The organism is Hydrogenophaga sp. IBVHS2 (genome assembly GCF_002127215.1).
Lineage (GTDB): Bacteria > Pseudomonadota > Gammaproteobacteria > Burkholderiales > Burkholderiaceae_C > Hydrogenophaga.
Genome location: NZ_NFUT01000004.1, coordinates 274,999 through 297,418, shown reverse-complemented (window position 1 = coordinate 297,418; position 22,420 = coordinate 274,999). Strand labels below are relative to the sequence as shown.

Annotated in this window: 19 protein-coding genes; 7 read left to right on the top strand and 12 right to left on the bottom strand. The window is 70.2% G+C overall.

The features are described 5' to 3' along the window. Window positions 1–2: 2 nt before the first annotated feature. The gene (gene purB, locus CAP38_RS12150) at window positions 3–1,427 is read right to left on the bottom strand and encodes an adenylosuccinate lyase (protein WP_086121661.1); all 1,425 of its coding nucleotides are present in this window, start codon (window positions 1,425–1,427) and stop codon (window positions 3–5) included. An 89-nt stretch (window positions 1,428–1,516) separates the two neighbouring features. Here purB and CAP38_RS12145 point away from each other — a divergent pair, with 89 nt between their 5' ends. After that, window positions 1,517–2,131: a glutathione S-transferase N-terminal domain-containing protein gene (locus CAP38_RS12145; RefSeq protein WP_086121660.1), complete on the top strand. Its 615-nt coding sequence runs from the start codon at window positions 1,517–1,519 to the stop codon at window positions 2,129–2,131. Here the strand turns inward: CAP38_RS12145 and CAP38_RS12140 are convergent, their stop codons facing one another. The 9 genes from CAP38_RS12140 to CAP38_RS12100 form a co-directional block, all read right to left on the bottom strand. Further along, window positions 2,132–2,581, bottom strand: coding sequence for a nuclear transport factor 2 family protein (locus tag CAP38_RS12140; protein ID WP_086121659.1), 450 nt, complete (start codon window positions 2,579–2,581; stop codon window positions 2,132–2,134). 3 nt (window positions 2,582–2,584) lie between these two features. Next, entirely contained in the window at window positions 2,585–3,448 is an 864-nt protein-coding gene (locus CAP38_RS12135) for an SDR family oxidoreductase (protein WP_086121658.1), read from the bottom strand. Then, the gene (locus CAP38_RS12130) at window positions 3,445–3,984 is read right to left on the bottom strand and encodes a DUF3833 domain-containing protein (RefSeq protein WP_086121657.1); all 540 of its coding nucleotides are present in this window, start codon (window positions 3,982–3,984) and stop codon (window positions 3,445–3,447) included. The genes CAP38_RS12135 and CAP38_RS12130 overlap by 4 nt, the downstream gene beginning before the upstream one ends. Window positions 3,985–4,010: 26 nt before the next feature. After that, entirely contained in the window at window positions 4,011–5,327 is a 1,317-nt protein-coding gene (locus CAP38_RS12125) for an MFS transporter (protein ID WP_086121656.1), read from the bottom strand. Further along, on the bottom strand, window positions 5,324–5,911 hold the full coding sequence (locus CAP38_RS12120; RefSeq protein WP_086121655.1) for a chalcone isomerase family protein: 588 nt from the start codon (window positions 5,909–5,911) through the stop codon (window positions 5,324–5,326). The genes CAP38_RS12125 and CAP38_RS12120 overlap by 4 nt, the downstream gene beginning before the upstream one ends. Before the next feature lie 20 nt (window positions 5,912–5,931). After that, on the bottom strand, window positions 5,932–7,161 hold the full coding sequence (locus tag CAP38_RS12115) for a cyclopropane-fatty-acyl-phospholipid synthase family protein (protein WP_086121654.1): 1,230 nt from the start codon (window positions 7,159–7,161) through the stop codon (window positions 5,932–5,934). Beyond that, a complete protein-coding gene (locus tag CAP38_RS12110) occupies window positions 7,158–7,967 on the bottom strand; it encodes a DUF1365 domain-containing protein (protein WP_086121653.1) in 810 nt (269 codons plus the stop codon). The genes CAP38_RS12115 and CAP38_RS12110 overlap by 4 nt, the downstream gene beginning before the upstream one ends. After that, on the bottom strand, window positions 7,964–9,331 hold the full coding sequence (locus CAP38_RS12105; protein ID WP_086121727.1) for an NAD(P)/FAD-dependent oxidoreductase: 1,368 nt from the start codon (window positions 9,329–9,331) through the stop codon (window positions 7,964–7,966). Before CAP38_RS12105 ends, CAP38_RS12110 begins: the two co-directional genes overlap by 4 nt. Before the next feature lie 406 nt (window positions 9,332–9,737). Next, complete coding sequence (locus CAP38_RS12100) at window positions 9,738–10,382, bottom strand: glutathione peroxidase (protein ID WP_086121652.1); 645 nt, start codon at window positions 10,380–10,382, stop codon at window positions 9,738–9,740. Between the two features lie 66 nt (window positions 10,383–10,448). On the opposite strand from CAP38_RS12100, the gene CAP38_RS12095 reads away from it, so the two are divergent. Genes CAP38_RS12095 through CAP38_RS12080 form a run of 4 tightly spaced genes read left to right on the top strand, consistent with a single transcriptional unit; the run spans window position 10,449 to window position 14,018 of the window. Next, window positions 10,449–11,402 (top strand): MerR family transcriptional regulator, encoded by a 954-nt coding sequence (locus CAP38_RS12095; protein ID WP_179188541.1) that lies wholly within the window; start codon window positions 10,449–10,451, stop codon window positions 11,400–11,402. Next, on the top strand, window positions 11,399–11,569 hold the full coding sequence (locus CAP38_RS12090; RefSeq protein WP_086121650.1) for a DUF2256 domain-containing protein: 171 nt from the start codon (window positions 11,399–11,401) through the stop codon (window positions 11,567–11,569). The genes CAP38_RS12095 and CAP38_RS12090 overlap by 4 nt, the downstream gene beginning before the upstream one ends. Next, window positions 11,566–13,119 (top strand): cryptochrome/photolyase family protein, encoded by a 1,554-nt coding sequence (locus CAP38_RS12085; protein WP_086121649.1) that lies wholly within the window; start codon window positions 11,566–11,568, stop codon window positions 13,117–13,119. Before CAP38_RS12090 ends, CAP38_RS12085 begins: the two co-directional genes overlap by 4 nt. Window positions 13,120–13,172: 53 nt before the next feature. Further along, window positions 13,173–14,018: a ferritin gene (locus CAP38_RS12080; RefSeq protein WP_086121726.1), complete on the top strand. Its 846-nt coding sequence runs from the start codon at window positions 13,173–13,175 to the stop codon at window positions 14,016–14,018. Here the strand turns inward: CAP38_RS12080 and CAP38_RS12075 are convergent. Together CAP38_RS12075 and glnE are read right to left on the bottom strand one after the other, a co-directional pair. Further along, window positions 13,966–14,586 carry a hypothetical protein gene (locus tag CAP38_RS12075; RefSeq protein ID WP_086121648.1) on the bottom strand — a complete coding sequence of 207 codons (621 nt, stop codon included), beginning with the start codon at window positions 14,584–14,586 and terminating at the stop codon, window positions 13,966–13,968. The genes CAP38_RS12080 and CAP38_RS12075 overlap by 53 nt on opposite strands. Further along, entirely contained in the window at window positions 14,583–17,372 is a 2,790-nt protein-coding gene (gene glnE / locus CAP38_RS12070; protein ID WP_086121647.1) for a bifunctional [glutamate--ammonia ligase]-adenylyl-L-tyrosine phosphorylase/[glutamate--ammonia-ligase] adenylyltransferase, read from the bottom strand. The genes CAP38_RS12075 and glnE overlap by 4 nt, the downstream gene beginning before the upstream one ends. 14 nt (window positions 17,373–17,386) lie before the next feature. Here glnE and CAP38_RS12065 point away from each other — a divergent pair, with 14 nt between their 5' ends. Then, entirely contained in the window at window positions 17,387–21,571 is a 4,185-nt protein-coding gene (locus CAP38_RS12065; RefSeq protein ID WP_086121646.1) for a YhdP family protein, read from the top strand. 31 nt (window positions 21,572–21,602) lie between these two features. After that, window positions 21,603–22,409, top strand: coding sequence for a carbon-nitrogen hydrolase family protein (locus tag CAP38_RS12060; RefSeq protein ID WP_086121645.1), 807 nt, complete (start codon window positions 21,603–21,605; stop codon window positions 22,407–22,409). Window positions 22,410–22,420 lie beyond the last annotated feature (11 nt).

Genomic DNA, 22,420 nt, shown 5'->3' with positions numbered 1-22,420 from the left:
ATTCAGACCCGGCGGGCCAGCTCCGCGGCCTTGCCCACGTAGCTGCCCGGGGTCATGGCCAGCAGGCGGTCTTTCTCGGACTGCGGGATCTCCAGGCTGCGGATCAGGCCGTGCAGCGCTTCGGCGGTGACCGTCTTGCCGCGCGTGACTTCCTTGAGCTTCTCGTAGGCGCCCTGCACGCCATAGCGGCGCATCACGGTCTGGATGGGCTCGGCCAGCACTTCCCACGACGCATCGAGGTCCGCGGCCAGGGCTTCCTCGTTGAGTTCCAGCTTGTTCAGGCCGACGCCCAGCGCGTGGTAGGCGAGCACCGCATAGCCCAGGGCCACGCCCATGTTGCGCAGCACGGTGGAGTCGGTCAGGTCGCGCTGCCAGCGGCTGATGGGCAGCTTCTCGGAGAGGTGGCGCAGCAGTGCATTGGCCAGACCCAGGTTGCCCTCGGCATTCTCGAAGTCGATCGGGTTGACCTTGTGCGGCATGGTCGAGGAGCCGATCTCGCCCGGCTTGAGCTTCTGCTTGAAGTAGCCCAGGCTCACATAGCCCCAGATGTCGCGCGACAGGTCGATCAGGATGGTGTTGGTGCGGGCCACGGCGTCGAACAGCTCGGCCATGTAGTCGTGCGGCTCGATCTGGATGCTGTAGGGCTGGAAGGTCAGGCCCAGGCCCAAGGGTTCGGCGGTTTCCACCACGCGGCGGCTGAAGGCTTCCCAGTCGAAGTCGGGCCAGGCGCTCAGGTGGGCGTTGTAGTTGCCCACGGCGCCGTTCATCTTGCCCATCAGGCGCACCGCGGCGATGCGCTCGCGCGCGGTCTGCAGGCGCACCACCACGTTGGCCATCTCCTTGCCCACGGTGGTGGGGCTGGCGGTCTGGCCGTGGGTGCGGCTGAGCATGGGCACGTCGGCAAAGGCCTGGGCCATGTCGCGCAGCTTGTCGATCACCGCATCGAGTGCCGGCAGCACCACCAGTTCGCGCGCGCCCTTGAGCTGCAGGGCGTGGCTGGTGTTGTTGATGTCCTCGCTGGTGCAGGCGAAGTGCACGAACTCGGCGGCGCGCTCCAGCTCGGGCCGGGCCTCGAACTTGGACTTGATCCAGTACTCCACCGCCTTGACGTCGTGGTTGGTGGTCTTCTCGATGGCCTTGATGGCCTCGCCGTCGGCCTCGCTGAAGTTCTTCACCAGGCCCAGCAGGTAGGTGCGGGCGCCGGGCGAGAGCGGCTTGAACTCCTCGAAGCCGGCATCCGACAGGGCAATGAACCAGGCGATCTCCACCTGCACCCGGCGGTGCATGTAGCCCAGCTCGCTCATGAGCGGACGCAGGCTGGCCAGGCGACCGGCGTAGCGCCCGTCGAGCGGCGACAGGGCCGAGATGGGGGACAGGCTGGCCGAGGAGCCAGGGGCGGAGGCGGGGGTGGCAGGGGTCGGGCGCATCCCCGGGATTGTAGGAGGGCCGCTGTCAGCGACGTCGGGGGGTGCGTCGCTAGAATCGATCGTCCCACCAATACCCCCTACCGTCCAACATGAAACTCATCGGAGCCATCACCAGCCCTTACGTGCGCAAGGTCCGCGTCGTCATGGCCGAGAAGAAGCTCGACTACCAGTTCGTGCAGGAAGATGTCTGGTCGCCGGACACCACCATCATGGCTTCCAACCCGCTGGGCAAGGTACCCTGCCTGGTCATGGAAGGTGGCGAGGCGGTGTTCGATTCGCGGGTCATCGTGGAATACCTCGACACGCTCTCGCCGGTGGGCAAGCTGATCCCGCCCGGCGGCCGCGAGCGGGCCGAGGTCAAGACCTGGGAGGCCCTGGCCGATGGCGTGCTGGATGCCGCCGTGCTGGCCCGTCTGGAAGCCACCTGGGCCGGCCGCACCGACCAGCAGCGCAGCAAGGCCTGGATCGACCGGCAGATCGCGAAGATCGAGGCCAGCCTGAAGTCCATGAGCCAGGGGCTGGGCGACAAGCCCTTCTGTTCGGGCAACCACCTCTCGCTGTCCGACCTGGCGGTGGGCTGCGCCCTGGGTTACCTGGACTTCCGGTTCCCGGTGATCAACTGGCGCGACCCCTACCCCAACCTGGCCCGGCTGGCCGAGAAGCTCAACCAGCGCCAGAGCTTCATCGACACCCGACCGGTCTGATCACTCGCCGGCGCGGCGCTTGAGCCAGCGCATCAGCGCGCCCACCAGCGGCAGCTTCTCGTACAGCTCTTCGGCCGCGTCCCAGTAGTCGCGGTGGTCGGCGATGCGGCCATCGTCGGCCAGCTGCAGGTGCGAGCCGCCCCGGATCACCTGTGGGCGCTCGGTGTCGAAGCGCCGGAACCGGAAGTGGAACTCCCAAGCCAGGAACACCTGGGCGCCATCGACGATGCGCTGCGTCACCACGAAGCGGGGTTCGTGCAGCGAGACGTACATGTGCTCGAAGATGCCGCGCACGGCGGCCGTGCCGCGCACCTCGTTGAACGGGTCCTTGAAGCGGGCATCCGCGGTGTAGAGCCGGTCGATCTCGCCCAGCGATGCCGGCGACAGGTGCTCGAAGTAATGGCAGATGCGCTCGGTGGCGGCGCGGGCCGCAGCGTCGTCCAGGGCCATGCGTCAGAGTCCGGTGAAACGCCGCACCAGCGGGAAGAACAGCCGGTAGGGCAGCAGCCGCAGCAGCTTCATGAAATGGGTGAAGCGCTTGGGGTAATGGATCTCGAAGGCGCCCTTGCCCCAGTCGGCCAGCATGGCATCGGCGGCCTGCTGCGGCGTGATCAGGGCCGGCATCTCGAACTGGTTCTGGGCCGTCAGCGGCGTCTGCACGAAGCCGGGATGCACCACGCTCACGCCCACGCCGTGCGGCGAGAGATCGAGGTAGAGGTTCTCGGCCAGATTGGTCAGCGCCGCCTTTGTCGGGCCATAGGCCAGGCTCTTGGGCAGGCCCCGGAAGCCCGCCACGCTGCTGATCAGGCTGATGTGGCCGGCGCCGCGGGCCAGCATCGCCGGCACCACGGCGTCCAGCACATGCAGGGCGCCCTGGTAGTTGATGGCCCAGTGGCGCTCCAGGTCGGCCATGTCCATGGCGGTGGCGCGCATCTCGCGGTAGTGGCCGGCGCAGTACACCACCAGATCCAGCGGTCCTTCGGCCAGGATGGAGCGGGCGGTGGTCCGGACTGCCTGGGCATCGGTCACGTCCAGCGGCCAGGCCTGGGCCGGATGGCTGCCGCCATGCGCGGCGGCAAAGGCCTCCAGCGCCTCGGCGCCGCGGGCCGACACCAGCACCTGCGCGCCCCGTGCATGCAGGGCCCGGGCACAGGCTTCGCCGATGCCGCTGGAGGCGCCCACCAGCCACACCCGCCGGCCGGTCCAGTCGGTCAGCGGCGGGTTGAAGGGCGCCCAGAAACCGCGCGGTGGCGCAGTGGCCTCGGCGGGCTGACGGGGCACCACGGCCCCTCGGGTGTCGGTCGCGCTGCGGTTCATGGTGCGCGCTTCACGAAACTCAGGGTCACTTCGCCCAGGCGGATGCCGAACTTGCTCATCTCGGCCTTGTTGAGCATGACGCGGTCGTCCATGAGGTACATCCAGTCGTCGAACTGCACCTCCCAGACCTTGCCGTCCACCGGCAGCGCCAGGGTATAGCCCCAGCGGAAGGCGTTGCCCTGCGTCTCTCCGATGGCTTCACCCACCACGTCGTCGGCGCGACCGCTGTAGCGGCCGTTGCCCAGGTGCTTGAGGCGCCAGATGCGCTTCTGGGTGGTGCCGTCGGAGTAGATGAAGTCCTCGTCCAGCACGCCTTCGTCTCCGTTCCAGGTGCAGCGCATCACCACGGTGAAGCGCTTGACCACCGCGCCCGACCGGTCGGTGAAGATGCCGTAGGCATCCAGCGTGCCGTTGAAGTACTGGCGCAGGTCAAGCACCGGCTTCTCGGCCGCGTACTGGCCGACCTGGGGGCCGGCGCAGCCGGCCAGGGTGGCGGCACCGGCCAGACCGGCTGCCAGCAGGAGTCGTCGTTGCATGATGGGGTTCCGTTTCAGATGGGGTTTCAGACAGGTTGGGGCGCGCGCAGGGCAGGTCGGCGGATCACCAGCCCGTACAGGGCGGCACCGGCCAGCAGCTTGAGCACGCAGGGCAGCAGGCAGTAGGCGGCGGTCAGCGTCATGAGGGCCTGCGGGTCGCGGGAGCCGGGCTCGTAGCCCAGCCAGGCCAGCACCGGCAGGGCCAGGCCGGCCGCCAGTGCCAGGTTGAGCTTGGCGGCAAAGTTCCACCAGCCGAAGTACGCACCCTCGCGCCGGCCACGTTCGCCCAGATCACCGATCAGGCCGGCCAGCAGCGCGCCGGGCACGGTGAGGTCGGCGCCCAGGGCCATGCCCGAGAGCGCACACACCACGATGAAGGGGGCGATGTCGCCCGTGCCCAGGGTGGCAGCCCACACGAACACGGCCACCGACAGTCCCATGCCCAGCAGCCAGCTGCGCGCCAGCCCGAAGCGGGCCACGATGCGCACCCACAGCGGCATCGACAGGGCCGCGCACAGGAAATACGTGCCCAGAAAGGCCGGTTCGATGCTGCCGGGTGCCTGCAGCCGGTCCTGCACGAAGAACAGCACCAGGGTGGCCGGCACGGCGCTGGCCGTGCCGTTGATGACGAACACCGCCAGCAGCCGCACGAAGGCGCCCTGGCGCAGCGGCGAAGGGCCGGCGACGGCCCGGGGTGCATCGGCATCCGGGCTGGCGGGCGGCCGGATGCTGCGGCTCCAGGCCCACCAGCCCAGGGCCAGCAGCACCGCAAAACTGCCCACCATGGCGCCCAGACCCAGGGTGCCGGGCAGCACGGCGGCGATCAGCACACCGCACAGGCCCAGCGCTTCGCGCCACGCCACCACGCGGCTGCGCTGCGCTTCGGTGCCGCCCAGGCGGGCACCCCAGGCCTGGTGCGCCACGCTCATCACGCTGAACACGGTGTAGCTCAGGGCCATCACCAGCCCGGCCCATCCCAGCAGCAGCGTGCCGCCGTCGCGCACGGCAGCGGGTGGAAAGAACAGGGCCCACAGGCCCAGGGCCAGCAGCACGGCCGACAGGCCGCTCACCCCCAGCACGGCGCCGGGCGAGCGCGCCGCGAGCCGGTCGCACCAGCGGCCGATGATGGGGTCGAGCACCGCGTCCACCAGCCGCGCGGCCAGCAGCACCGCGCCCAGCGCAGCCAGGGGGGCGCCGAACTCGCGGGCATAGTGGTTGGGCAGGACCACATACAGCGGCAGGGCCACGAAGGCCAGCGGCAGTCCCAGCAGGCCGTAGGCCACGCCATGGCGCCAGGCGCCCGGTCCGATGAAGCGTGCTGCCGGGTCCTGCGACGTGTTCATGGCGTGCGGGGCGAGGCGCCCGCCACCGATTGCAGCAGCGTCTCCCGCATGCGGGGCTGCGAGGTGCGCGGCGACAGCCAGATGCCGAAGAACTGGCGCGAGAAGGCGTCATCCGCCACCTCGCCCAGCAGCCGGCCATTGAGGTAGAAGCGGGCGCCGACGCCGGGCACATGCACGCCGGTGATGCGGTCGCCTTTCTTGACGTTGGGGAACAGGTCGGTCATGGCCTTAAGCCATGCCGCCGCACGCGATTCGTCCAGCGGGGCCACGCGCCGCATCTCGTCGATCGAGCGCTCGGCGATGTCGGCGCCATCGAAGTTGCGCAGGTAGGCCAGCTCGAGGGCAAAGCGCTGCTCGCCAAAGCGCGCGGCGTCGAAGCCCGGGCGGGCAAAGAGCGTGGCGTCGTAGACGTCGAAACCCCACACCTTCAGCCGCGCCTGACCGACGCTGGTCTTGTCCTGCAGGGCAGCAGTAAGGGTGGGTTCAGGGGGATTGGCCTGCGCCGGCAGCCCGCTCAGCAAAAACATGGCGCAGACCAGCGGGGCCAGCAGCGAGGTCGGCAGCGATGGGTTGCGGATGTTCATGCCGGCTCTCCGGTGGTGGGTCAGGCGGGCTTGCGCAGCGTGTACTGCACGACGTCGATGTTCCGGCCCCGGAAGCCGGCCTCGCAGTACGCGAGGTAGAACTCCCAGATGCGCATGAAGCGCTGGTCGAAGCCCAGGGCCAGCACCCTGTCCTGCTCGTGCAGGAAGCGGTCGCGCCAGCGGGCCAGCGTCTCGGCGTAGTCCAGGCCGAAGGCGAACTCGTCCACCACCTCCAGGCCGGCGGCGCGCGCCTGGGCGCGGAACTCGCTCGGGCTGGGCAGACAGCCGCCGGGGAAGATGTACTGCTGGATGAAGTCGGTGCCCTTGATGTAGCGGTCGAACAGGGCGTCGTCGATCACGATGCTCTGGATGCAGGCCTGGCCGCCGGCCTTGAGCAGGCGGGCCACGGTCTGGAAGTAGGTCGGCCAGTACTCGCGGCCCACGGCTTCGATCATCTCGATCGAGCAGACCGCGTCGAAGGGCTGGTCGCGGATGTCGCGGTAGTCCTGCAGGCGCAGGTCGGCGCGCCCGGCGCCGCCGATGCGCTGCATGCGCTCCTGCGCGAATTCCAGTTGCTCGGTCGACAGGGTCACACCGGTGATGCCGGCGTCGAATTCCAGGATGGCCTTCTCGGCCAGCGCGCCCCAGCCGCAGCCGATCTCCAGCACGCGGTCGCCCGGCTTCACGCCGGCCATGCGCAGTGCGCGACGCACCTTGGCGTGCTGGGCGTCGACCATGTCCTGATCCGGCGTCTCGAACCAGGCCGACGAGTAGTTCATGGTCTCGTCGAGCCACAGGCGGTAGAACGGGTTGCCCAGGTCGTAGTGGGCATGGATGTTCTTGCGGCTGTTGGCCTTGCTGTTGCGGTTGAGCAGGTGCTTGATGCGGTAGGCCAGGCGCCCGAACCACGAACCGTAGATGACGTCCTCCACCTCGCGGCGGTTGGCGATCATCAGCTCCAGCAGCGTGGTCAGGTTGGGGGTGGTCCAGTCGCCGGCAATGAAGCTCTCGGCAAATCCGATGTCGCCCGATTTCAGGGCGGCGCTGCACACGTTCCAGTTGTGCAGCTTCATGCTCGCGTGCGGGCCTTCGGTGCCGCCGAAGCGCTGCACCGAGCCGTCGGGCAGGGTCAGCGTGAGGCTGCCGTGGACCAGGCGCTGCAGCAGCTGCAGCGTGGTGCGGGCGGCGGCAGGCGCGTTGCGCGGCAGCGCGAAGCCGGCGGGCTGTCGGGTGGCGGTGGTGCTGTTCATGTGAGACGGGGTTCGGCATCCGGCCGCTGGGCCGGGACAGGGGTCACGAAGTCGCCCGGTGCGGGCGGCTGGCGGAAAAACGGGGCCTTGCGCCACCACAGGCGCAGGGCCTGCCAGTGGATGCGGACGATCACGCCCAGCGTCATGGCCGGATGGCTCCAGAGCGCACGGCGGCGGGTGGCGGCATCCAGCGGCAGCAGTTCGCCGCACACGCTGGTGTTGAGCAGCACCGGCGAGCCGGCACGCTCATCGTCGTGGTAGTCGATGCGGGCCACGGTGCGCTCGCGCCCGCCTTGCTGCGTGCGCATGAACACGAATCGGTAGCGGCCCTGCACCGGGCAGAAGGGGGAAACGTGAAACACCTTGGCGGCTTCGCAGGGCACGCCATAGCGGGGCTCGTCCAGCAGGTAGCAGTGCCGCTCGCCGAAGGTGTTGTTGACTTCGGCCAGCACGGCGCGCAGCGTGCCATCGGCCCGGTGGCAGTACCAGAAGCTCACCGGCTTGAAGGTGTAGCCGAGCACGCGGGGGTAGGTGTGCAGCCAGACCTCTCCGTCCGCATCGTGGATGCCGTGGCCCTCCAGCACCGATTCCAGCCAGGCCAGCGCATCCTCGCGGCCGTCGCCATGGTCGCGGTCATGGAAGGCCAGGGCCGCGGAACGGTTGCGGGCCAGCGCGCCCGGGCCGTTCTGGCGCAGGCTGCGCATGGGCAGCATCAGGAAGTAGGTGGGATAGGCAAAGGCGTTGCGGCGCGGGCGGTGCCGCGTGTGGCGCACCTGGCCGAAGCCGATCTGCGCCAGCGCCGTCATGCAAACACCCCCGGCAGGGCAGCACGGCGGGCGGCCTGGTCGTCGGTGTGCGGCACCAGGCCGAAATGCTCGATGAGCGAACGGGCTGCGTGCAGGCCGGCCTTCAGGCCGTCCTCGTGGAAGCCGTAACCGCACCAGGCACCGGCGTAGAAAGTGCCCAGCTGGCCCTGCAGCGCCGGCACCCGGGCCTGCGCGCGGATGGCGGCGAGATCGAACACCGGGTGGTCGTAGTCCCAGGCACCCACCACGAAACGCTCCTCGATCTCGCGCTGCGGATTGAGCGACACCACCACCGGCTGCTGCACCGGCAGCGGCTGCAGCATGTTGAGCAGGTAATGCAGGCAGACCTGGGCCGATTCGCGGCTGGCGCTGGCCGAGCGCTCGTAGTTCCAGGCGGCCCAGGCGCGGCGGTTGTCGGGCAGCACGCGGGCATCGGTGTGCAGCACCGCGCGGTTGGCCTGGTAGCGGATGGCGCCCAGCACCTCGCGCTCGTTGGCCGAGGCCTCGCCGCCCAGCAGGCGCAAGGCCTGGTCGGTGTGGCAGGCCATCACCACGGCGTCGAAGCGGTCCACGCCGCGGTCGGTGACGATGCGCACACCCTGGCTGTCGCGCAGCACCTGGCGCACCGGCGTCGAGAGGCGGGCGTCCGGCACCTCGGCCACGATCTTGTCGACATAGTGGCGGGCACCGCCGCGCACCGTGTACCACTGGGGCCGGTTGCTCACCTGGATGAGGCCGTGGTTGTGGCAGAAGCGCACCATGGTGGCCACCGGGAAGGCCAGCATCTGGTCGGTCGGGCAGCTCCAGATGCAACCCATCATGGGCAGGAAGTACCAGTCGCGGAATTCGTCGGAGAAGCCCTGGTCGCGCAGGAAGTCGCCCAGGGGCTGCAGCAGCGGGCTGTTCTCGCGCAGGTCTTCACCCTGCTCGGCCAGCCGGGTGGTGATGCGGTTGAAGCGCAGGATGTCGGCCAGCATGCGCCAGAAGCGCGGGTTGAGCAGGTTGCGCCGCTGCGAGAACACGGTGGAGAGGTTCGAGCCGCTCCATTCGAGCGTGCCGCCGCCCGGGGCTGCGCCCGGCGCCTGCACCGAAAACGACATGTCCGACGGCGCTATCTCCACGCCCAGCTGGGCGAACAGCGCCAGCAGGTTGGGGTAGGTGCGCTCGTTGAGCACCAGGAAGCCGGTGTCCACGCCGAAGGTGGTGGGTCGGCCCTGGGCGTCCGGCAGCGTCATGTCCACCGTGTGGGTGTGACCGCCGAAGTAGTCGTTGGCCTCGAACAGCGTCAGGTCCGCCAGGCCGTGCAGCGTGTGCGCGGCGGCCAGCCCGGAGATGCCGGAGCCGACGATGGCCACGCGCGGCATGGGCCGGGCGGGCATGCCGCCCGAGGTGGCCGAGGAGGGGGTCTGGGGGTCACGGTACATGGCGGTCACCGTGCGGCCCCGATGGCCAACGCCAGGCGCCGACCGGAAGAAGAAAGAACTGCGAAGCGCCCCGAAACGAACAAGGGAGGGAGGGAGGAGGAGGAGAAACGCCTCGGGATTGCAGACCGACCGGGGTGGGCCGTCAGACTTCGCAGTTCGGAAAACGGGGGATGGCTGCCCACCGGCTCACCACCCATGACGGCATGGAGTGCCGCCCGATGGAGGAAGTTCCGCCAGATGTTCAAGACCATGCGAAAGGCTCCTGGGTGATGTCCCGTCCCCGCGGGGCAAACCGCAGCGGATCGTGGGTGTATTTGAACTGATTGGTCTGATTGTGACTGATCGGTCACGATTTCTCCGACAACATTTTCTCAATATCCTTCCGGATTGAGGGGTCTTTCGGGTCCACCGAGCTGGCGTAGCTCTTGACCACCTGCCCCGAGCGGTCGATCAGGTACTTGTGGAAGTTCCACTGCGGCCGCTGGCCGGTGCGCTGGGCGAGCTGCTGGTACATCGGGTTGGCGGCGGTGCCCACCACCGTGGTCTTGGTGAACATCGGGAATTTCACGCCGAACGTGCTTTCGCAGAATTCGGCGATGGAGGCATTGCTGCCGGGCTCCTGGCGACCGAAATCGTTGGTGGGAAAGCCCAGCACCACCAGGCCCCGGTCCTTGTACTGGCTGTAGAGGGACTCCAGTGCGCCGTACTGCTGGGTGAAGCCGCAGAAGCTCGCCGTGTTGACCACCAGCACCACCTGGCCGGCGTACTGGCACAGGTTCTGGGGCTTTTCGTCCTGCAGCCTGTCGAAGCGGTGCTGCAGCACGGCCGGGCAGTTGGCCGCTGCGGTGCCGGCGGTTGCGCGGGCCGGCGCGTTCTGGGCGCTGGCAGGCACGGTGCCGAGGGCCGCCAGGGCGACGGTCAGTGCAGCCCCCAGGCGGGCGATTCGATGACGGGCTGCTCGGGATTGGCCCGCTTCATACAGTGAATTCATCGGTTGACCTCCATAATGCGACGCGATTGTGATCGGTTGTCCATGACAAATAACAGCGCTCTGCCCTTGGCCCCACACACCATTGCCGATGTCGAGCGCGACACCGGCCTGGGCAAGGACACCCTGCGGGTGTGGGAGCGGCGCTACGGATTCCCCCAGCCCCAGCGGGATGCCCTGGGGGAGCGCCGTTACACCGACGACGACCTCACCCGGCTGCGCCACATCCGCCGGCTCATCGACGCCGGACACCGGCCCGGGCAGATCGTTCCCCTGTCGCTGGAGCGGTTGCTGGCCCTCTCCTCCAGCAATACGCAGCCGGACGCCCGTCAGATGCAGCCCGGCGAAAGTTCCGGTGGCAGCGTCGACGTCCACCCCTGGCTCGACCTGCTGCGCCGCCAGGATGCGGCCGGGCTGCGGCAGGCGCTGGTGCGCATGATCAATGAACGCGGTCTGGCCCGCTCGCTCATCGAGGGCGTGGCCCCCATGAACGTGCTGGTGGGCCAGTCGTGGCTGGAAGGCCGCCTGGCGGTGCACGAGGAACATCTCTACACCGAGGTGGTGCAGGGCACCCTGCGCCATGCCATGGTGGCGCTGCAGCCGCCCGCCCGGCCACCCCGCGTGCTGATGACCACCCTGCCGGGGGAGCAGCACGGCCTGGGGCTGCTGATGGCCGAGTGCTTCATGGTGCTCGAGGGCTGCCACACCGTGCCGCTGGGGGTGCAGACCCCCATCCCCGACCTGGTGAACGCGGTGGCGGCCGCCCAGGCCGACGTGGTGGCGCTGAGCTTCACCGCCGCGCAGAACCCGCGTGATGTGCGGGCGGCGCTGGATCAGTTGCGGGAGATGCTGCCGCCGGGCGTCGAGATCTGGGTCGGCGGATCCTGTCCGGCGCTGTACAAGCCGGTGCGCGGCCGTCCGGGCGCGGCATCGGGCGGCCGGGGTTACTGGCCCCTGGGCCGGCTGCAGGACATCCCCCTGGCGGTCTCGCGCTGGCGGGCCGAGGCCGGGCAGCCCGCATGAGCCGCGAATCGGGTTTCCGCGGCAACAAGGCCAGCCTGCCCAGCAAGCCCTGTGCGGCGTGCGGACGTCCCATGACCTGGCGCAAGAAGTGGGAACGCACCTGGGAGCAGGTCAGGTACTGCAGCGACCGCTGCCGCGCCGACGCGGCCCGCCGTCCCGCGCCATGAGCGGCGCCATCCGCCACCTGGTCCTGGTGCTGGGCGACCAGCTCTGGGCCGGCAACCCGGCCCTGGCCGGCTTCGATCCGGCGCAGGACCGCGTGCTCATGATCGAGGCCCCCGGCGAGGCCACGGCGGTCTGGAGCCATCCGGCCCGCATTGCGCTGTTCCTGTCGGCCATGCGGCACTTCCGGGCCGAACTGCAGTCCCGGGGCTGGCCGCTGACCTACATCGGGCTCGACGACCCGGCCCACGCCGATCGGCCCGGTCTGCCCGAGCGCCTGCAGGCCATGCTGGCCGAACTCCAACCGCAGGCGGTGCAGGCCTGCGAGGCCGGCGAATGGCGCCTCCAGCAGGGCATCGAGGCAGCGGCCCGCGCGGCCGGGGTGCCGCTGCACTGGCACGAGGACACCCACTTCCTGTGCAGCCGCGCCCGCTTCGCCCGCTGGGCCCAGGGGCGCAAGGAATGGCGCATGGAGTTCTTCTACCGCGAGATGCGGCGCGAGCACGGCGTGCTGATGGAGGGCAAGGAGCCTGCAGGCGGTCAGTGGAACTTCGATGCCGACAACCGCAAGAGCTTTCCCAAGGCGGGTCCGGGCTGGATTCCGGAGCCGGCCCGCTTCGAGCCCGACGCCATCACCCGCGAGGTGCTGGCCCTGGTTCAGCGCCAGTTCCCGGATCATCCGGGCTCATTGAGCGAATTCGGCTGGCCGGTCACGCCCGAGCAGGCGCGCCAGGCGCTGCACCGTTTCATCGACGAGCGCCTGATCGCCTTCGGCGCTTACCAGGACGCCATGTGGACCGACACCCCGTTCGGCTGGCATTCGCTGCTGTCGGTGGCGCTCAACCTGCACCTCATCGATCCGCGCGAGGTGATCGCGGCGGCCGAGACCGCGTGGCGCGAGAAGAACCTGCCGCTGGCGGCGGTGGAAGGATTCATCCGCCAGATCCTGGGCTGGCGCGAGTTCATCCGCGGCGTGTACTGGATGGACATGCCCGGCCTGCGCGAGGCCAACCACTACGGCCACGCGCGCCCGCTGCCGGCCTGGTACTGGACCGGCAACACCCGCATGGCCTGCATGCGCGACACCATCGGACAGACCCTGAAGCACGGTTACGCCCACCACATCCAGCGGCTCATGGTCACCGGGCAGTTCGCCCTGCTGGCCGAACTCTCGCCGCAGCAGGTGGCCGACTGGTACCTGGCCGTTTACGTGGATGCCATCGAATGGGTCGAGCTGCCCAACGTCGCGGGCATGGCGCTGTTCGCCAACGGCGGGCGCTTCACCAGCAAGCCCTATGTGGCCAGCGGCCAGTACATCGACCGCATGAGCAATTACTGCAAGGGCTGCGCCTACGCCCCGGCCCAGCGCAGCGGCGAGGGGGCCTGCCCGGTCACCACGCTGTACTGGAACTTTCTGGACCGGCACGAAACCGAACTGGCCGCCAGCCCCCGCACGGCGCTGATGGTGAAGAACCTGCAGAAGCTCGACGACGCCACCCGCGCATCCATCCGGACGCACGCCGCGTACCTGCTGGACCGCCTGGACTCGATTTAAGACCGTTGACACAGGCAACCGCCTAAAATTGCGGCGGCTTTCGAAGGATGAACATGCTGTACCCCGAACTCTTCAAACAACTCGAATCGGTCCGCTGGGACATGGACAAGGACATCCCCTGGGACCGTTTCGATGCCGGCCTGCTCACCGACGAACAGGCGCAGACCATCAAGATGAACGCCATCACCGAGTGGGCTGCGCTGCCGGCCACCGAGATGTTCCTGCGCGACAACCGCGACGACTCCGATTTCTCGGCCTTCATGTCGATCTGGTTCTTCGAGGAGCAGAAGCATTCGCTGGTGCTCATGGAATACCTGCGCCGGTTCCGGCCCGAGCTGGTGCCCACCGAGGAAGAGCTGCACCAGATCCGCTTCGAGTTCGACCCGGCCCCCGCGCTGGAAACCCTCATGCTGCACTTCTGCGGCGAGATCCGCCTGAACCACTGGTACCGCCGTGCCAGCGAATGGCACACCGAGCCGGTCATCAAGCACATCTACCAGACCCTCAGCCAGGACGAAGCCCGCCATGGCGGCGCCTACCTGCGCTACATGAAGCGGGCCATTGCCAAGTTCGGCGACGAGGCCCGGTCGGCCTTTGCCAAGGTCGGAGTGCTGATGGCCAGCGCCCGCCGCACGGCCCAGGCGCTGCACCCGACCAACCTGCACGTCAACAAGGCGCTGTTCCCCAACGACACCATCCAGAGCCGCCTGCCCGATCCCGAGTGGCTGGAGCGCTGGCTGGACAGCCAGATCCATTTCGACGCGGTCTGGGAGACCAAGGTGGTCGAGCGCATCCTGCACAACATGAGCCTGCTGATGGACAGCAGCTTCAAGACGGTGCAGGAACTCAACCGGTTCCGGAAGTCGCTCGCCGTGCCGGCCGCGGCCACCGCCAGCTGAGGCTGGCCAGCAGCCCCAGCAGCAGACCCCAGGCCGCCCCCACCAGGTGGGCCGCCTGCACCACCGAGGTTTCATTGCCCGGGTCCCACACCACCGGGTAGAGCCACGGCCGCTCCAGCGCCAGCTTGGCCAGCATGGCCACCAGCAGCAGCGCCCCCCAGCGACGCGCCTTGGGCACCGCGATGCGGCGCGTCAGGAGCATCACGGCCAGCACCAGCACGCCCGCATGCAGCACACCGGACAGACCGCTGGCATGGCCGATGTGAGGCCACAGCGGCAGGCACAGCGGCACCAGCGGCCAGCACAGCAGCCAGGCGGCGGTGGCTTCGCGGGGCGGACGCAGCACCCAGGCCAGCAAGGTGAGCATGCCCAGCCCGACCTGATGCGAGATGAGTTCGGGCGTCGACGCGTGCACCCAGGCGTGGGTCCACAGCGTCCAGGGCTGGCGGTCCCAGGCGTCGGCACGCCAGGTGAGGGCGGCAAGCGCCGGCTCACGCGCCCACCACAGCAGCATGCTGGCCACACCGTGCAAGGCGCACAGCAGCAGCCAGCCGCGCGAGGCCTTCATGGGACCACGTGGCCCAGCACCTGCTGCCACAGGGCGCGCACCGCCGCCGCCGCGTGCTCGGTGCTGGCCGGATCCACCTGGGTGGTGGTCTCGTCCAGCCGGGCACGGTGCTGGACCTGCCTCAGCTCGCGGTAGGCGTCGGCTGCCGCAGCGCCCATGCCGGGCGGCAGCAGCCCGGCCGCTTCGGCCCGGCGCAGCAGGTGGATGTTGCCGGTGTTCAGGCGCAGTTCGGTGTGGGCGGTGGCATGCAGCAGAACCAGGTACTGCACCACGAACTCCACATCGACCATGCCGCCCGGGCTGTGCTTCACGTCGAAGCCGCCGCCGCGCACCGGATGGGCCTGACGCACCTTGCCGCGCATGCTCACGATCTCGCGCGCCAGATCGATCGCCTCGCGCGGGGCGGTGATGACCGATTCGCGGATCTGGTCGAAGCGCTGGTGCATGGCGGGGCTGCCCAGCACGCAGCGGGCACGCGTCATGGCCTGGTGCTCCCAGGTCCAGGCCGCGTTGCTGCCGCGCTGCTGCTGGTACTGGGCGTAAGCGTCCAGGCTGGTCACCAGCAGTCCGGAGTTGCCGTTGGGCCGCAGGGCGGTGTCGATCTCGTAGAGGTCACCCTCGCCGGTCTTCACCGTCATCCAGTTGATCATCTTGCGCACGAAGGCCGCATAGATCTCGGCCGCGTTATCGTGCGGGTCGTCGTACACGAAGACGATGTCCAGATCGCTGCCGTAGCCCAGCTCCTTGCCGCCGAGCTTGCCGTAGCCGATGACCGCCATCGACGGCTCGTCGCGGTGCCGGTTCTTCAGTCGCTGCCAGCACCAGCGGGCGGTGAGCGCCAGCATGGTGTCGGCCAGCGAGGACAGGTCGTCCGCCACCTGTTCGACCGTCAGCACGCCCTCGACGTCGCGGGCCAGGGTGCGGAACACCTCGGCATGGTGGGCCCGGCGCAGCAGGTTGAGCAGGGCCTCCTCGTCGTCCTCGCCGGTGCGCCGCAAAGAGGCGCGGCGGTCCTCGAGGTCGGCCTCGAACTGGGCCGGGTCGAACCGTTCGGCCAGCAGCTGCTGGCTGGCCAGTTCGTCGATCACGCCCGGGTGCTGCAGCAGGTAGCGTGCGGGCCAGCGGGCCGCGCCCAGCAGGCGCAGCAGGCGCTCGTGCACCGAGGGGCGTTCCTGCAGCAGGGCCAGATAGCTTTCGCGGCGCAGCAGCGGTTCGATCCAGTCGGCCATGCGCAGCGCGGCCTGCTCGCTCACCCGGCCCTCGTCGATCCAGGCACCGGTGCGCTGCACCAGCCGCACCAGCCGGCTGCGGGTGTCTTCGCGCAGGGCCAGCACGCGGGGGTGGGTGCTCCACTGCGCCACCCGCTCGGCCAGTTCCCGTGGCAGCGTGGGCAGCACCGCCTGCAGGTCGGTGCCCGGATTCGTGCTGTCGGCGCGGTTGCCGGCGCAGCCCTTGCCGCTGCACTGGCCCTTGGCCGGTCCGCCCAGCAGGATGTCGAATTCCTCGGCCACCACCTCCCGGTGTGCGTCCAGCGCGTGCAGGAAGCCGGCCACGGTGGGGTAGCCCATGCTGGTGGCCAGCCAGGCCAGGTCGTCGTCGCGCGTGGGCAGCACATGGGTCTGCTGGTCGTCCAGGTACTGGACGCGGTGCTCCACCCGGCGCAGGAAGCTGTAGGCCTCGGCCAGCGCCTGTGCCGTGGTGGCCGGCATCAGTCCGGCCTTGGCCACCCGCTGCAGCGCGTCCAGCGTGGGGCGGGTGCGCAGTTCCGGGAACTGGCCGCCGCGCACCACCTGCAGCAGCTGCACGGTGAATTCGATTTCGCGGATGCCGCCGCGCGAGAGCTTGACGTCGTTGGCCCGACCCGGGTGACCGGCCGCGCGCTTGGCGGCATGGTCGCGGATCTGCCGGTGCAGCGCCCGCAGCGCCTCGAACACGCCGTAGTCGAGGTAGCGGCGGAACACGAAGGGCAGCACCACGCCCCGCAGGGCCTGGGCGCTGCCGCCGTCGATGGTGGCGCGCGGCGCGATCACCCGGCTCTTGAGCCAGGCAAAGCGTTCCCACTCCCGCCCCTGCACCACGAAGTACTCCTCCAGCGCACCCAGCGAGAGGGCGCTCGGCCCCGAGTTGCCGTTGGGCCGCAGGGCCAGATCGACCCGGAACACCTGGCCGTGCTCGGTGGTCTCGCCCACCGTGTTGAAGATGTGGCGCACCGCCTTGGCAAAGTATTCGTGGTGGCTGATGCGCTGGCGACCTTCGCTGTTGCCGGCGGTCTCGCCGTCCTGCTCGTACACGTAGATCAGGTCGATGTCGCTCGACACATTGAGCTCGCGCGCGCCCAGCTTGCCCATGCCGATGACCCACAGCGCAGCCCGACGGCCGTCGTGCATCAGCGGGGCGCCATGCTGGGCATCGAGATCGGCAAAGGCCAGTGCGCAGGCTTCGTCCAGCGCCAGTTCGGCCAGCTCGGTCACGGCCAGGGTCACGTCGCTCAGGGGAGCTGACCATTCGCAGTCCAGCACCGCCAGCCGCTCCAGCACCAGCTGGCGCAGCACCCGCAGCGCGGCACCCCGGGCATGGCCGCGCTCCACCAGGGCCTCCAGGGCCTGCTGCATGGCAGCGCGCCGCGGCATGCCCGGGGGCAGGCAGGCCAGCTCCGCTTCGTAGCGGCGCCGCACCCGCTGCACGAAGCGGCTGTGCGCGGCATCGCACCCGGTGCGAACGGGTGTTACAGCCGCTGACAGCGCAGCGGTGTCAAGAGGGGAACCGGGGAGATGACGGGCCGTCATAATTTGCAGTGGACATGAATCACAGTAGCCAGGCGCCCGGTGCGGTCTTCTCTTCGCATGCACCCGCCAGCCGGGGCCTGCGGCTGTGGGCCCGTGCGACCCGCTGGCTGCTGTGGCTGGTGGTGGCGGTCTGGGGGTTCGGTCTTCTGACCTGGGTGGCCCTTCACGCGGCGATTGTGCCGCGAATCGACAGCTGGCGCCCCGAGCTGCAGCGCTGGGCCGGCGAAGCCCTGGGGGTACCGGTCACCATCGGCCAGATCCGGGCCACCAACCGGCCCGACACGCTGTTCAGCCTGCCACCTTTCATGCCGGCCTTCGAGCTGTCCGACGTGCGCCTGCTCGATGCCCAGGGCCGTGCCGCGCTGGTCCTGCCCAGCATCCAGGCATCGGTGTCGGTGCGGTCGCTCTGGCGCCTGGGCTTCGAGCAGATCGTCATCGACCGGCCGGAGCTCGACGTGCGCCGGACCGCCGATGGCCGACTCTCCGTGGCCGGTCTGGTCCTGTCGGGCTCCCTGGATGCCGGCCGTGGCGCCGACTGGTTCTTCGACCAGACCGAGTTCGCGGTGCGCGGCGGCACCCTGCGCTGGACCGACGAGCTGCGCCCCGCCCCGCCCCTGGCCCTGTCGTCGGTGGACCTGGTGGTGCGCAACGGCGCCCGGGATCACCGCTGGCGGATCGACGCCACCCCGCCGGCCGACTGGGGAGGTCGGTTCACGCTGCAGGGGCAGTTCAGGGAGCCGCTGCTGTCGGTCGGCCGATCGCCCGGTGCCCGGCCCTGGGAGCGCTGGAGCGGCGAACTGCACGCGGTACTGCCCCGGGCCGACGTGCAGCGTCTGCAGGCCTACCTGCCGGATCACCTGCCCGCATGGCCGGGGCTGCTGGTGCGGGCTGGCCAGGGCCGGCTTCAGCTGTGGGCCGATGTGGACGCCGGGCGGTTCAGCGGCCTGCAGGCCGATGTCGATCTGCAGTCGGTGGACGTGCAGCTGGCGACCGAACTGCCGCCGCTGGCGTTCTCTCACCTGTCGGGGCGGCTGCAGGCTTCGTGGTCGGATGCGTCCTGGCGGGTCGGGAGCGAGGACCTGCGTTTCCTCACCCGCGAGGGCGTGGCCTGGGAGGGCGGGCGCTTCAGCCTGGCGCAGTTGCCGCCGGGTCCGCTGGCGCGCGGCGTGGCGCCGGTCCATCAGCTCGAACTCACGGCCAGCGGCATCGAACTCGCGGCCGTGGCGGCCCTCGCCGAGCGCCTGCCCCTGCCCTCGCCGGTGCACCGCTGGGTGCAGACCCTGCAGCCCGCCGGCCGCGTGCAGACGCTGCAGGCCCGCTGGAGCGGCCCTGACCTGACCGGCCTGAAGGCCAGCGGCCTGGTGCAGGGTCTGGCGCTGGCCGGCGACGCGGCGCCGGACCTGTCCGGATCCCCGGCGTCCGGCCACCCCATCGGCCGTCCTGGCATCGAAGGCGCCACCATCGAGTTCGACCTGCAGCGGGACCGGGGCACGGCGCGCCTGACGGTGCAGGACGGCGCGTTGTGGCTGCCCGGTGTCTTCGAGGAGGCCCGCCTGCCCCTGACGCGGCTGGACGCGCAGGCCCGATGGCGGCTCGATGGCGAACGCATCGAGGTCGAACTCAGCGACGCCAGGGTCGCCAACCCGGATGCCCGCGGCACGCTGCAGGCCCGCTGGAACACTTCACCCGGTGCGCAGGGGGCGGCGCGGTTTCCCGGCGTGCTCGATCTGAGCGCGACCCTGGAGCAGGCCGATCTCACCCGGGTCCACCGCTACCTGCCGCTCACCGTGGGCGCCGAGGCCCGCCGGTATGTGCGCGAGTCGGTGCGCGCCGGCAGCGGCTCGGCGGTGAACTTCCGGGTGCAGGGCGATGTGGCCCGCGCGCCGTTCGAGGCCGGCGACGGCACCTTCCGCATCAGCGCCCGCCTGCAGGGCCTCGACATGGACTACCTGCCGACGTTCCTGCAGGACGCCGGTGCCCGCCCCTGGCCGGGCCTGCGCCGCATGAGCGGCGACCTGGTGCTCGAACGCCTGTCGCTGCGCATCGACCGGCTGGCCGGCGGGCTGCAGGATGCCCCCGGCGTGCAGATCCAGCGGGGCCGACTGGCCGTCGATCGTCTGGGCCGCAGCGGTGTGCTTTCCGCCGAAGCCGATGTGCAGGGGCCGGCCCCGGCGCAACTCGGCTTCGTGGTGCGCTCACCCCTGGGCGGCCTGCTGCAGGGAGCGCTCGATGAGGCCCGGCTCAGCGGCACGGCCCAGACCCGCTTCCAGCTCACGGTGCCGCTGGACAACGCGGCAGCGACCCGGGTGCAGGGCCAGGTGAAGCTGGCGGGCAACGATCTGGTGGTCGCCCCGTCGTTGCCGACGCTGGGTCGCCTGCGCGGCCAGCTGGAGTTCAGCGAAACCGGTTTCAACGTGCCGTCCGCCCAGGCCCGGCTGCTGGGCGGGGACGTGTCCTTCAGCGGCGGCCTGCGCCCCGATCCGCAGGGCGGCGCGCGGCTCGCCCTGCGCGGCCAGGGCAGCCTGAGCGCGGAGGCCTTGCGCACGGCCGGGCTGGGTCCGTTGTCGAAGCTGGCGCAGTCGGCCAGCGGCACGGCGGCCTACACCGCGCAGGTCGGCCTGCGCGGTGGTGCACCCGAGCTGCAGTTCAGCAGCAACCTGCAGGGCCTGTCGCTGTCGCTGCCTGCGCCGCTGGCCAAGCCGGCCGATGCCCCGTGGCCGCTGCGCCTGGACCTGGCGGTGACCGATGTGGCCGGCCCCACCGCGCCCGTGCCGGGCCGTGCCCTCGCCGATCGGCTGGCGCTGCGCTGGCAGTCGCCGGCCGGCGTGCTGCTGGATGCCCGTCTGGAGCGCCAGCGCGAGGCGGGGCACTGGGCCGTGCGGCGCGGCGTGGTGGCCGCCGGTGCCCTGGCCGGCGACCCGGGTGCGCTGCCCGAGCAGGGCGTGCTGGCGCGCCTGAGCCTGCCGCAGCTCGACGTGGACGCCTGGCAATCCGCACTGGGTGGTGTGTGGCCCGTGGGCGAAGGGACCGATTCCGCCGATGCCCCGGCCCCCTGGCTGCCGGACCGGCTGGAACTGCGCACCGATCGCCTGCGGGTGGGTGGCCGGGAGCTGCAGCGGGTGCAGATCGATGCCAGCCGCGACAGCACCCTGTGGCGCGCCCAGGTGCAGGCCGACGAGGTGGCCGGGCGCGTGGACTACCGGCCCGGCACCCCGCGCAACCCGGGCCAGGTCACGGCGCGCCTGAGCCGGCTGGTGCTGGCCCAGGAGGCGCGCGGCGACGTCGAACGTCTGCTGGACCAGCCCACCAGCGTGCCGGCGCTGGACCTGAGCATCGACGAGCTGCGCTGGGGCGGTCGGTCGCTGGGTCGCATCGAACTGCAGGCGGTCAACCGCGGCGCACCCCTGCGCCAGCCCGAGTGGCGGCTGACCCGTCTGGCCGCCACCCTGCCCGAGGCGCGCCTGACCGCCAGCGGCAACTGGGTACCGCTCGGCGGCGCGCAGCTCACCGGCCCGGGCGGAGGCGCCCAGCGCCGCACCGCCATCGGCTTTCAGCTCGCGGTGGACGATGCCGGCCGCCTGCTCGACCGCCTGGGCCGTGAAGGCACGGTGCGGGGTGGTCAGGGACGGCTCGAAGGCAATGTGGGCTGGATCGGCTCGCCGCTGTCGCCGGACATCTCCACCCTGTCGGGCCAGGTGTCGGTGGACATCGAGCGCGGCCAGTTCCTGCAGATCGAACCCGGTGCCGGTCGCCTGCTGGGGGTGCTCAGCCTGCAGTCGCTGCCACGCCGGCTGGCGCTGGACTTCCGGGATGTCTTCTCGCAGGGATTCGCCTTCGACTTCTTCCGCGGTCAGGGCCAGATCGAGCAGGGCGTGCTGTCCACACGCAACCTGCAGATGAAGGGGGTCAACGCGGCGGTGCTGATGGAGGGCTCGGCCGATCTGGTGCGCGAGACCCAGGACCTGCAGGTGTTCGTGGTGCCCGAGATCAATGCCGGTGCCGCGTCGCTGCTGGCCGCCACGGTCAACCCGGTGGTGGGCATCGGTACCCTGCTGGCCCAGCTGGTGCTGCGCCAGCCGCTGCGCACGGTCACCACCCAGGAGTTCCGGGTCACCGGCAGCTGGGCCGACCCCCAGGTCCAGAAGGTCGAGCGCTCTGCAGCAGCGCAGCCCGCCGAGCCGGCCACCCCGCTGCAGTAAGCTCCGGCCGGTACCCAGAGGGAGAACCACCATGAGAGTTGCTGCCATCCAGATGGTCTCGGGCATCGGCCTGGACCACAACCTCAGCGAAGCGCTGCGCCTGCTGCGCCAGGCCGCCGCCGCCGGGGCCGAACTGGCCGTGCTGCCGGAGTACTTCTGCTTCATGGGCGCGCGCGACGAAGACAAGCTGGTGCTGGCCGAAACCCCCGGCCTGGGCAAGGTGCAGGACTTCCTGAGCGACACCGCCCGCGACCTCAAGCTGTGGCTGGTGGGCGGCACCCTGCCCATGGCCACCGACGACCCGTCGCATGCGGCCAATGCCTCCATGGTCTACGACCCGCGCGGCAAAGCGGTCAGCCGCTACGACAAGATCCACCTGTTCCGCTACGACAACGGCCGCGAGCGCTACGACGAGGCGGCCGTGCTCAAGGCCGGCGACACGCCCACCGCCTTCGACTGCATCAGCCGGGCCGGCGAGGTCTGGCGCGTGGGCCAGAGCATCTGCTACGACATGCGCTTTGCCGAGCTCTACCGCACCCTGGCGGCCGACGTGCTGCTCATGCCGGCGGCCTTCACCCACACCACCGGCCAGGCCCACTGGGAGGTGCTGCTGCGGGCCCGCGCCATCGAGAACCAGGCCTACGTGATTGCCAGCGCCCAGGGTGGCATCCACGAGAACGGCCGGCGCACCTGGGGCCACAGCATGGTCATCGACCCCTGGGGCCAGATCATGGCCCTGCAGGCCGAAGGGCCGGGGGTGGTGCTGGCCGACATCGACCGCGGTTTCCTGCAGTCGGTGCGCACCCAGTTGCCGTCGCTGCAGCACCGCCGGCTCTGACGCACCGAGCC

Excerpts from the sequence above, each read along its gene's own strand:
- CAP38_RS12110 (WP_086121653.1), bottom strand. The coding sequence starts at position 7,967 with ATGACGGCGCTGGCGCAGATCGGCTTCGGCCAGGTGCGCCACACGCGG.
- CAP38_RS12065 (WP_086121646.1), top strand. The coding sequence starts at position 17,387 with ATGAATCACAGTAGCCAGGCGCCCGGTGCGGTCTTCTCTTCGCATGCA.
- CAP38_RS12060 (WP_086121645.1), top strand. The coding sequence starts at position 21,603 with ATGAGAGTTGCTGCCATCCAGATGGTCTCGGGCATCGGCCTGGACCAC.
- purB (WP_086121661.1), bottom strand. The coding sequence starts at position 1,427 with ATGCGCCCGACCCCTGCCACCCCCGCCTCCGCCCCTGGCTCCTCGGCC.
- CAP38_RS12075 (WP_086121648.1), bottom strand. The coding sequence starts at position 14,586 with ATGAAGGCCTCGCGCGGCTGGCTGCTGCTGTGCGCCTTGCACGGTGTG.
- CAP38_RS12130 (WP_086121657.1), bottom strand. The coding sequence starts at position 3,984 with ATGCAACGACGACTCCTGCTGGCAGCCGGTCTGGCCGGTGCCGCCACC.
- CAP38_RS12080 (WP_086121726.1), top strand. The coding sequence starts at position 13,173 with ATGCTGTACCCCGAACTCTTCAAACAACTCGAATCGGTCCGCTGGGAC.
- CAP38_RS12120 (WP_086121655.1), bottom strand. The coding sequence starts at position 5,911 with ATGAACATCCGCAACCCATCGCTGCCGACCTCGCTGCTGGCCCCGCTG.
- CAP38_RS12145 (WP_086121660.1), top strand. The coding sequence starts at position 1,517 with ATGAAACTCATCGGAGCCATCACCAGCCCTTACGTGCGCAAGGTCCGC.
- CAP38_RS12105 (WP_086121727.1), bottom strand. The coding sequence starts at position 9,331 with ATGCCGCGCGTGGCCATCGTCGGCTCCGGCATCTCCGGGCTGGCCGCC.
- CAP38_RS12115 (WP_086121654.1), bottom strand. The coding sequence starts at position 7,161 with ATGAACAGCACCACCGCCACCCGACAGCCCGCCGGCTTCGCGCTGCCG.
- CAP38_RS12125 (WP_086121656.1), bottom strand. The coding sequence starts at position 5,327 with ATGAACACGTCGCAGGACCCGGCAGCACGCTTCATCGGACCGGGCGCC.
- CAP38_RS12090 (WP_086121650.1), top strand. The coding sequence starts at position 11,399 with ATGAGCCGCGAATCGGGTTTCCGCGGCAACAAGGCCAGCCTGCCCAGC.
- CAP38_RS12085 (WP_086121649.1), top strand. The coding sequence starts at position 11,566 with ATGAGCGGCGCCATCCGCCACCTGGTCCTGGTGCTGGGCGACCAGCTC.
- CAP38_RS12140 (WP_086121659.1), bottom strand. The coding sequence starts at position 2,581 with ATGGCCCTGGACGACGCTGCGGCCCGCGCCGCCACCGAGCGCATCTGC.
- CAP38_RS12100 (WP_086121652.1), bottom strand. The coding sequence starts at position 10,382 with ATGAATTCACTGTATGAAGCGGGCCAATCCCGAGCAGCCCGTCATCGA.
- glnE (WP_086121647.1), bottom strand. The coding sequence starts at position 17,372 with ATGACGGCCCGTCATCTCCCCGGTTCCCCTCTTGACACCGCTGCGCTG.
- CAP38_RS12135 (WP_086121658.1), bottom strand. The coding sequence starts at position 3,448 with ATGAACCGCAGCGCGACCGACACCCGAGGGGCCGTGGTGCCCCGTCAG.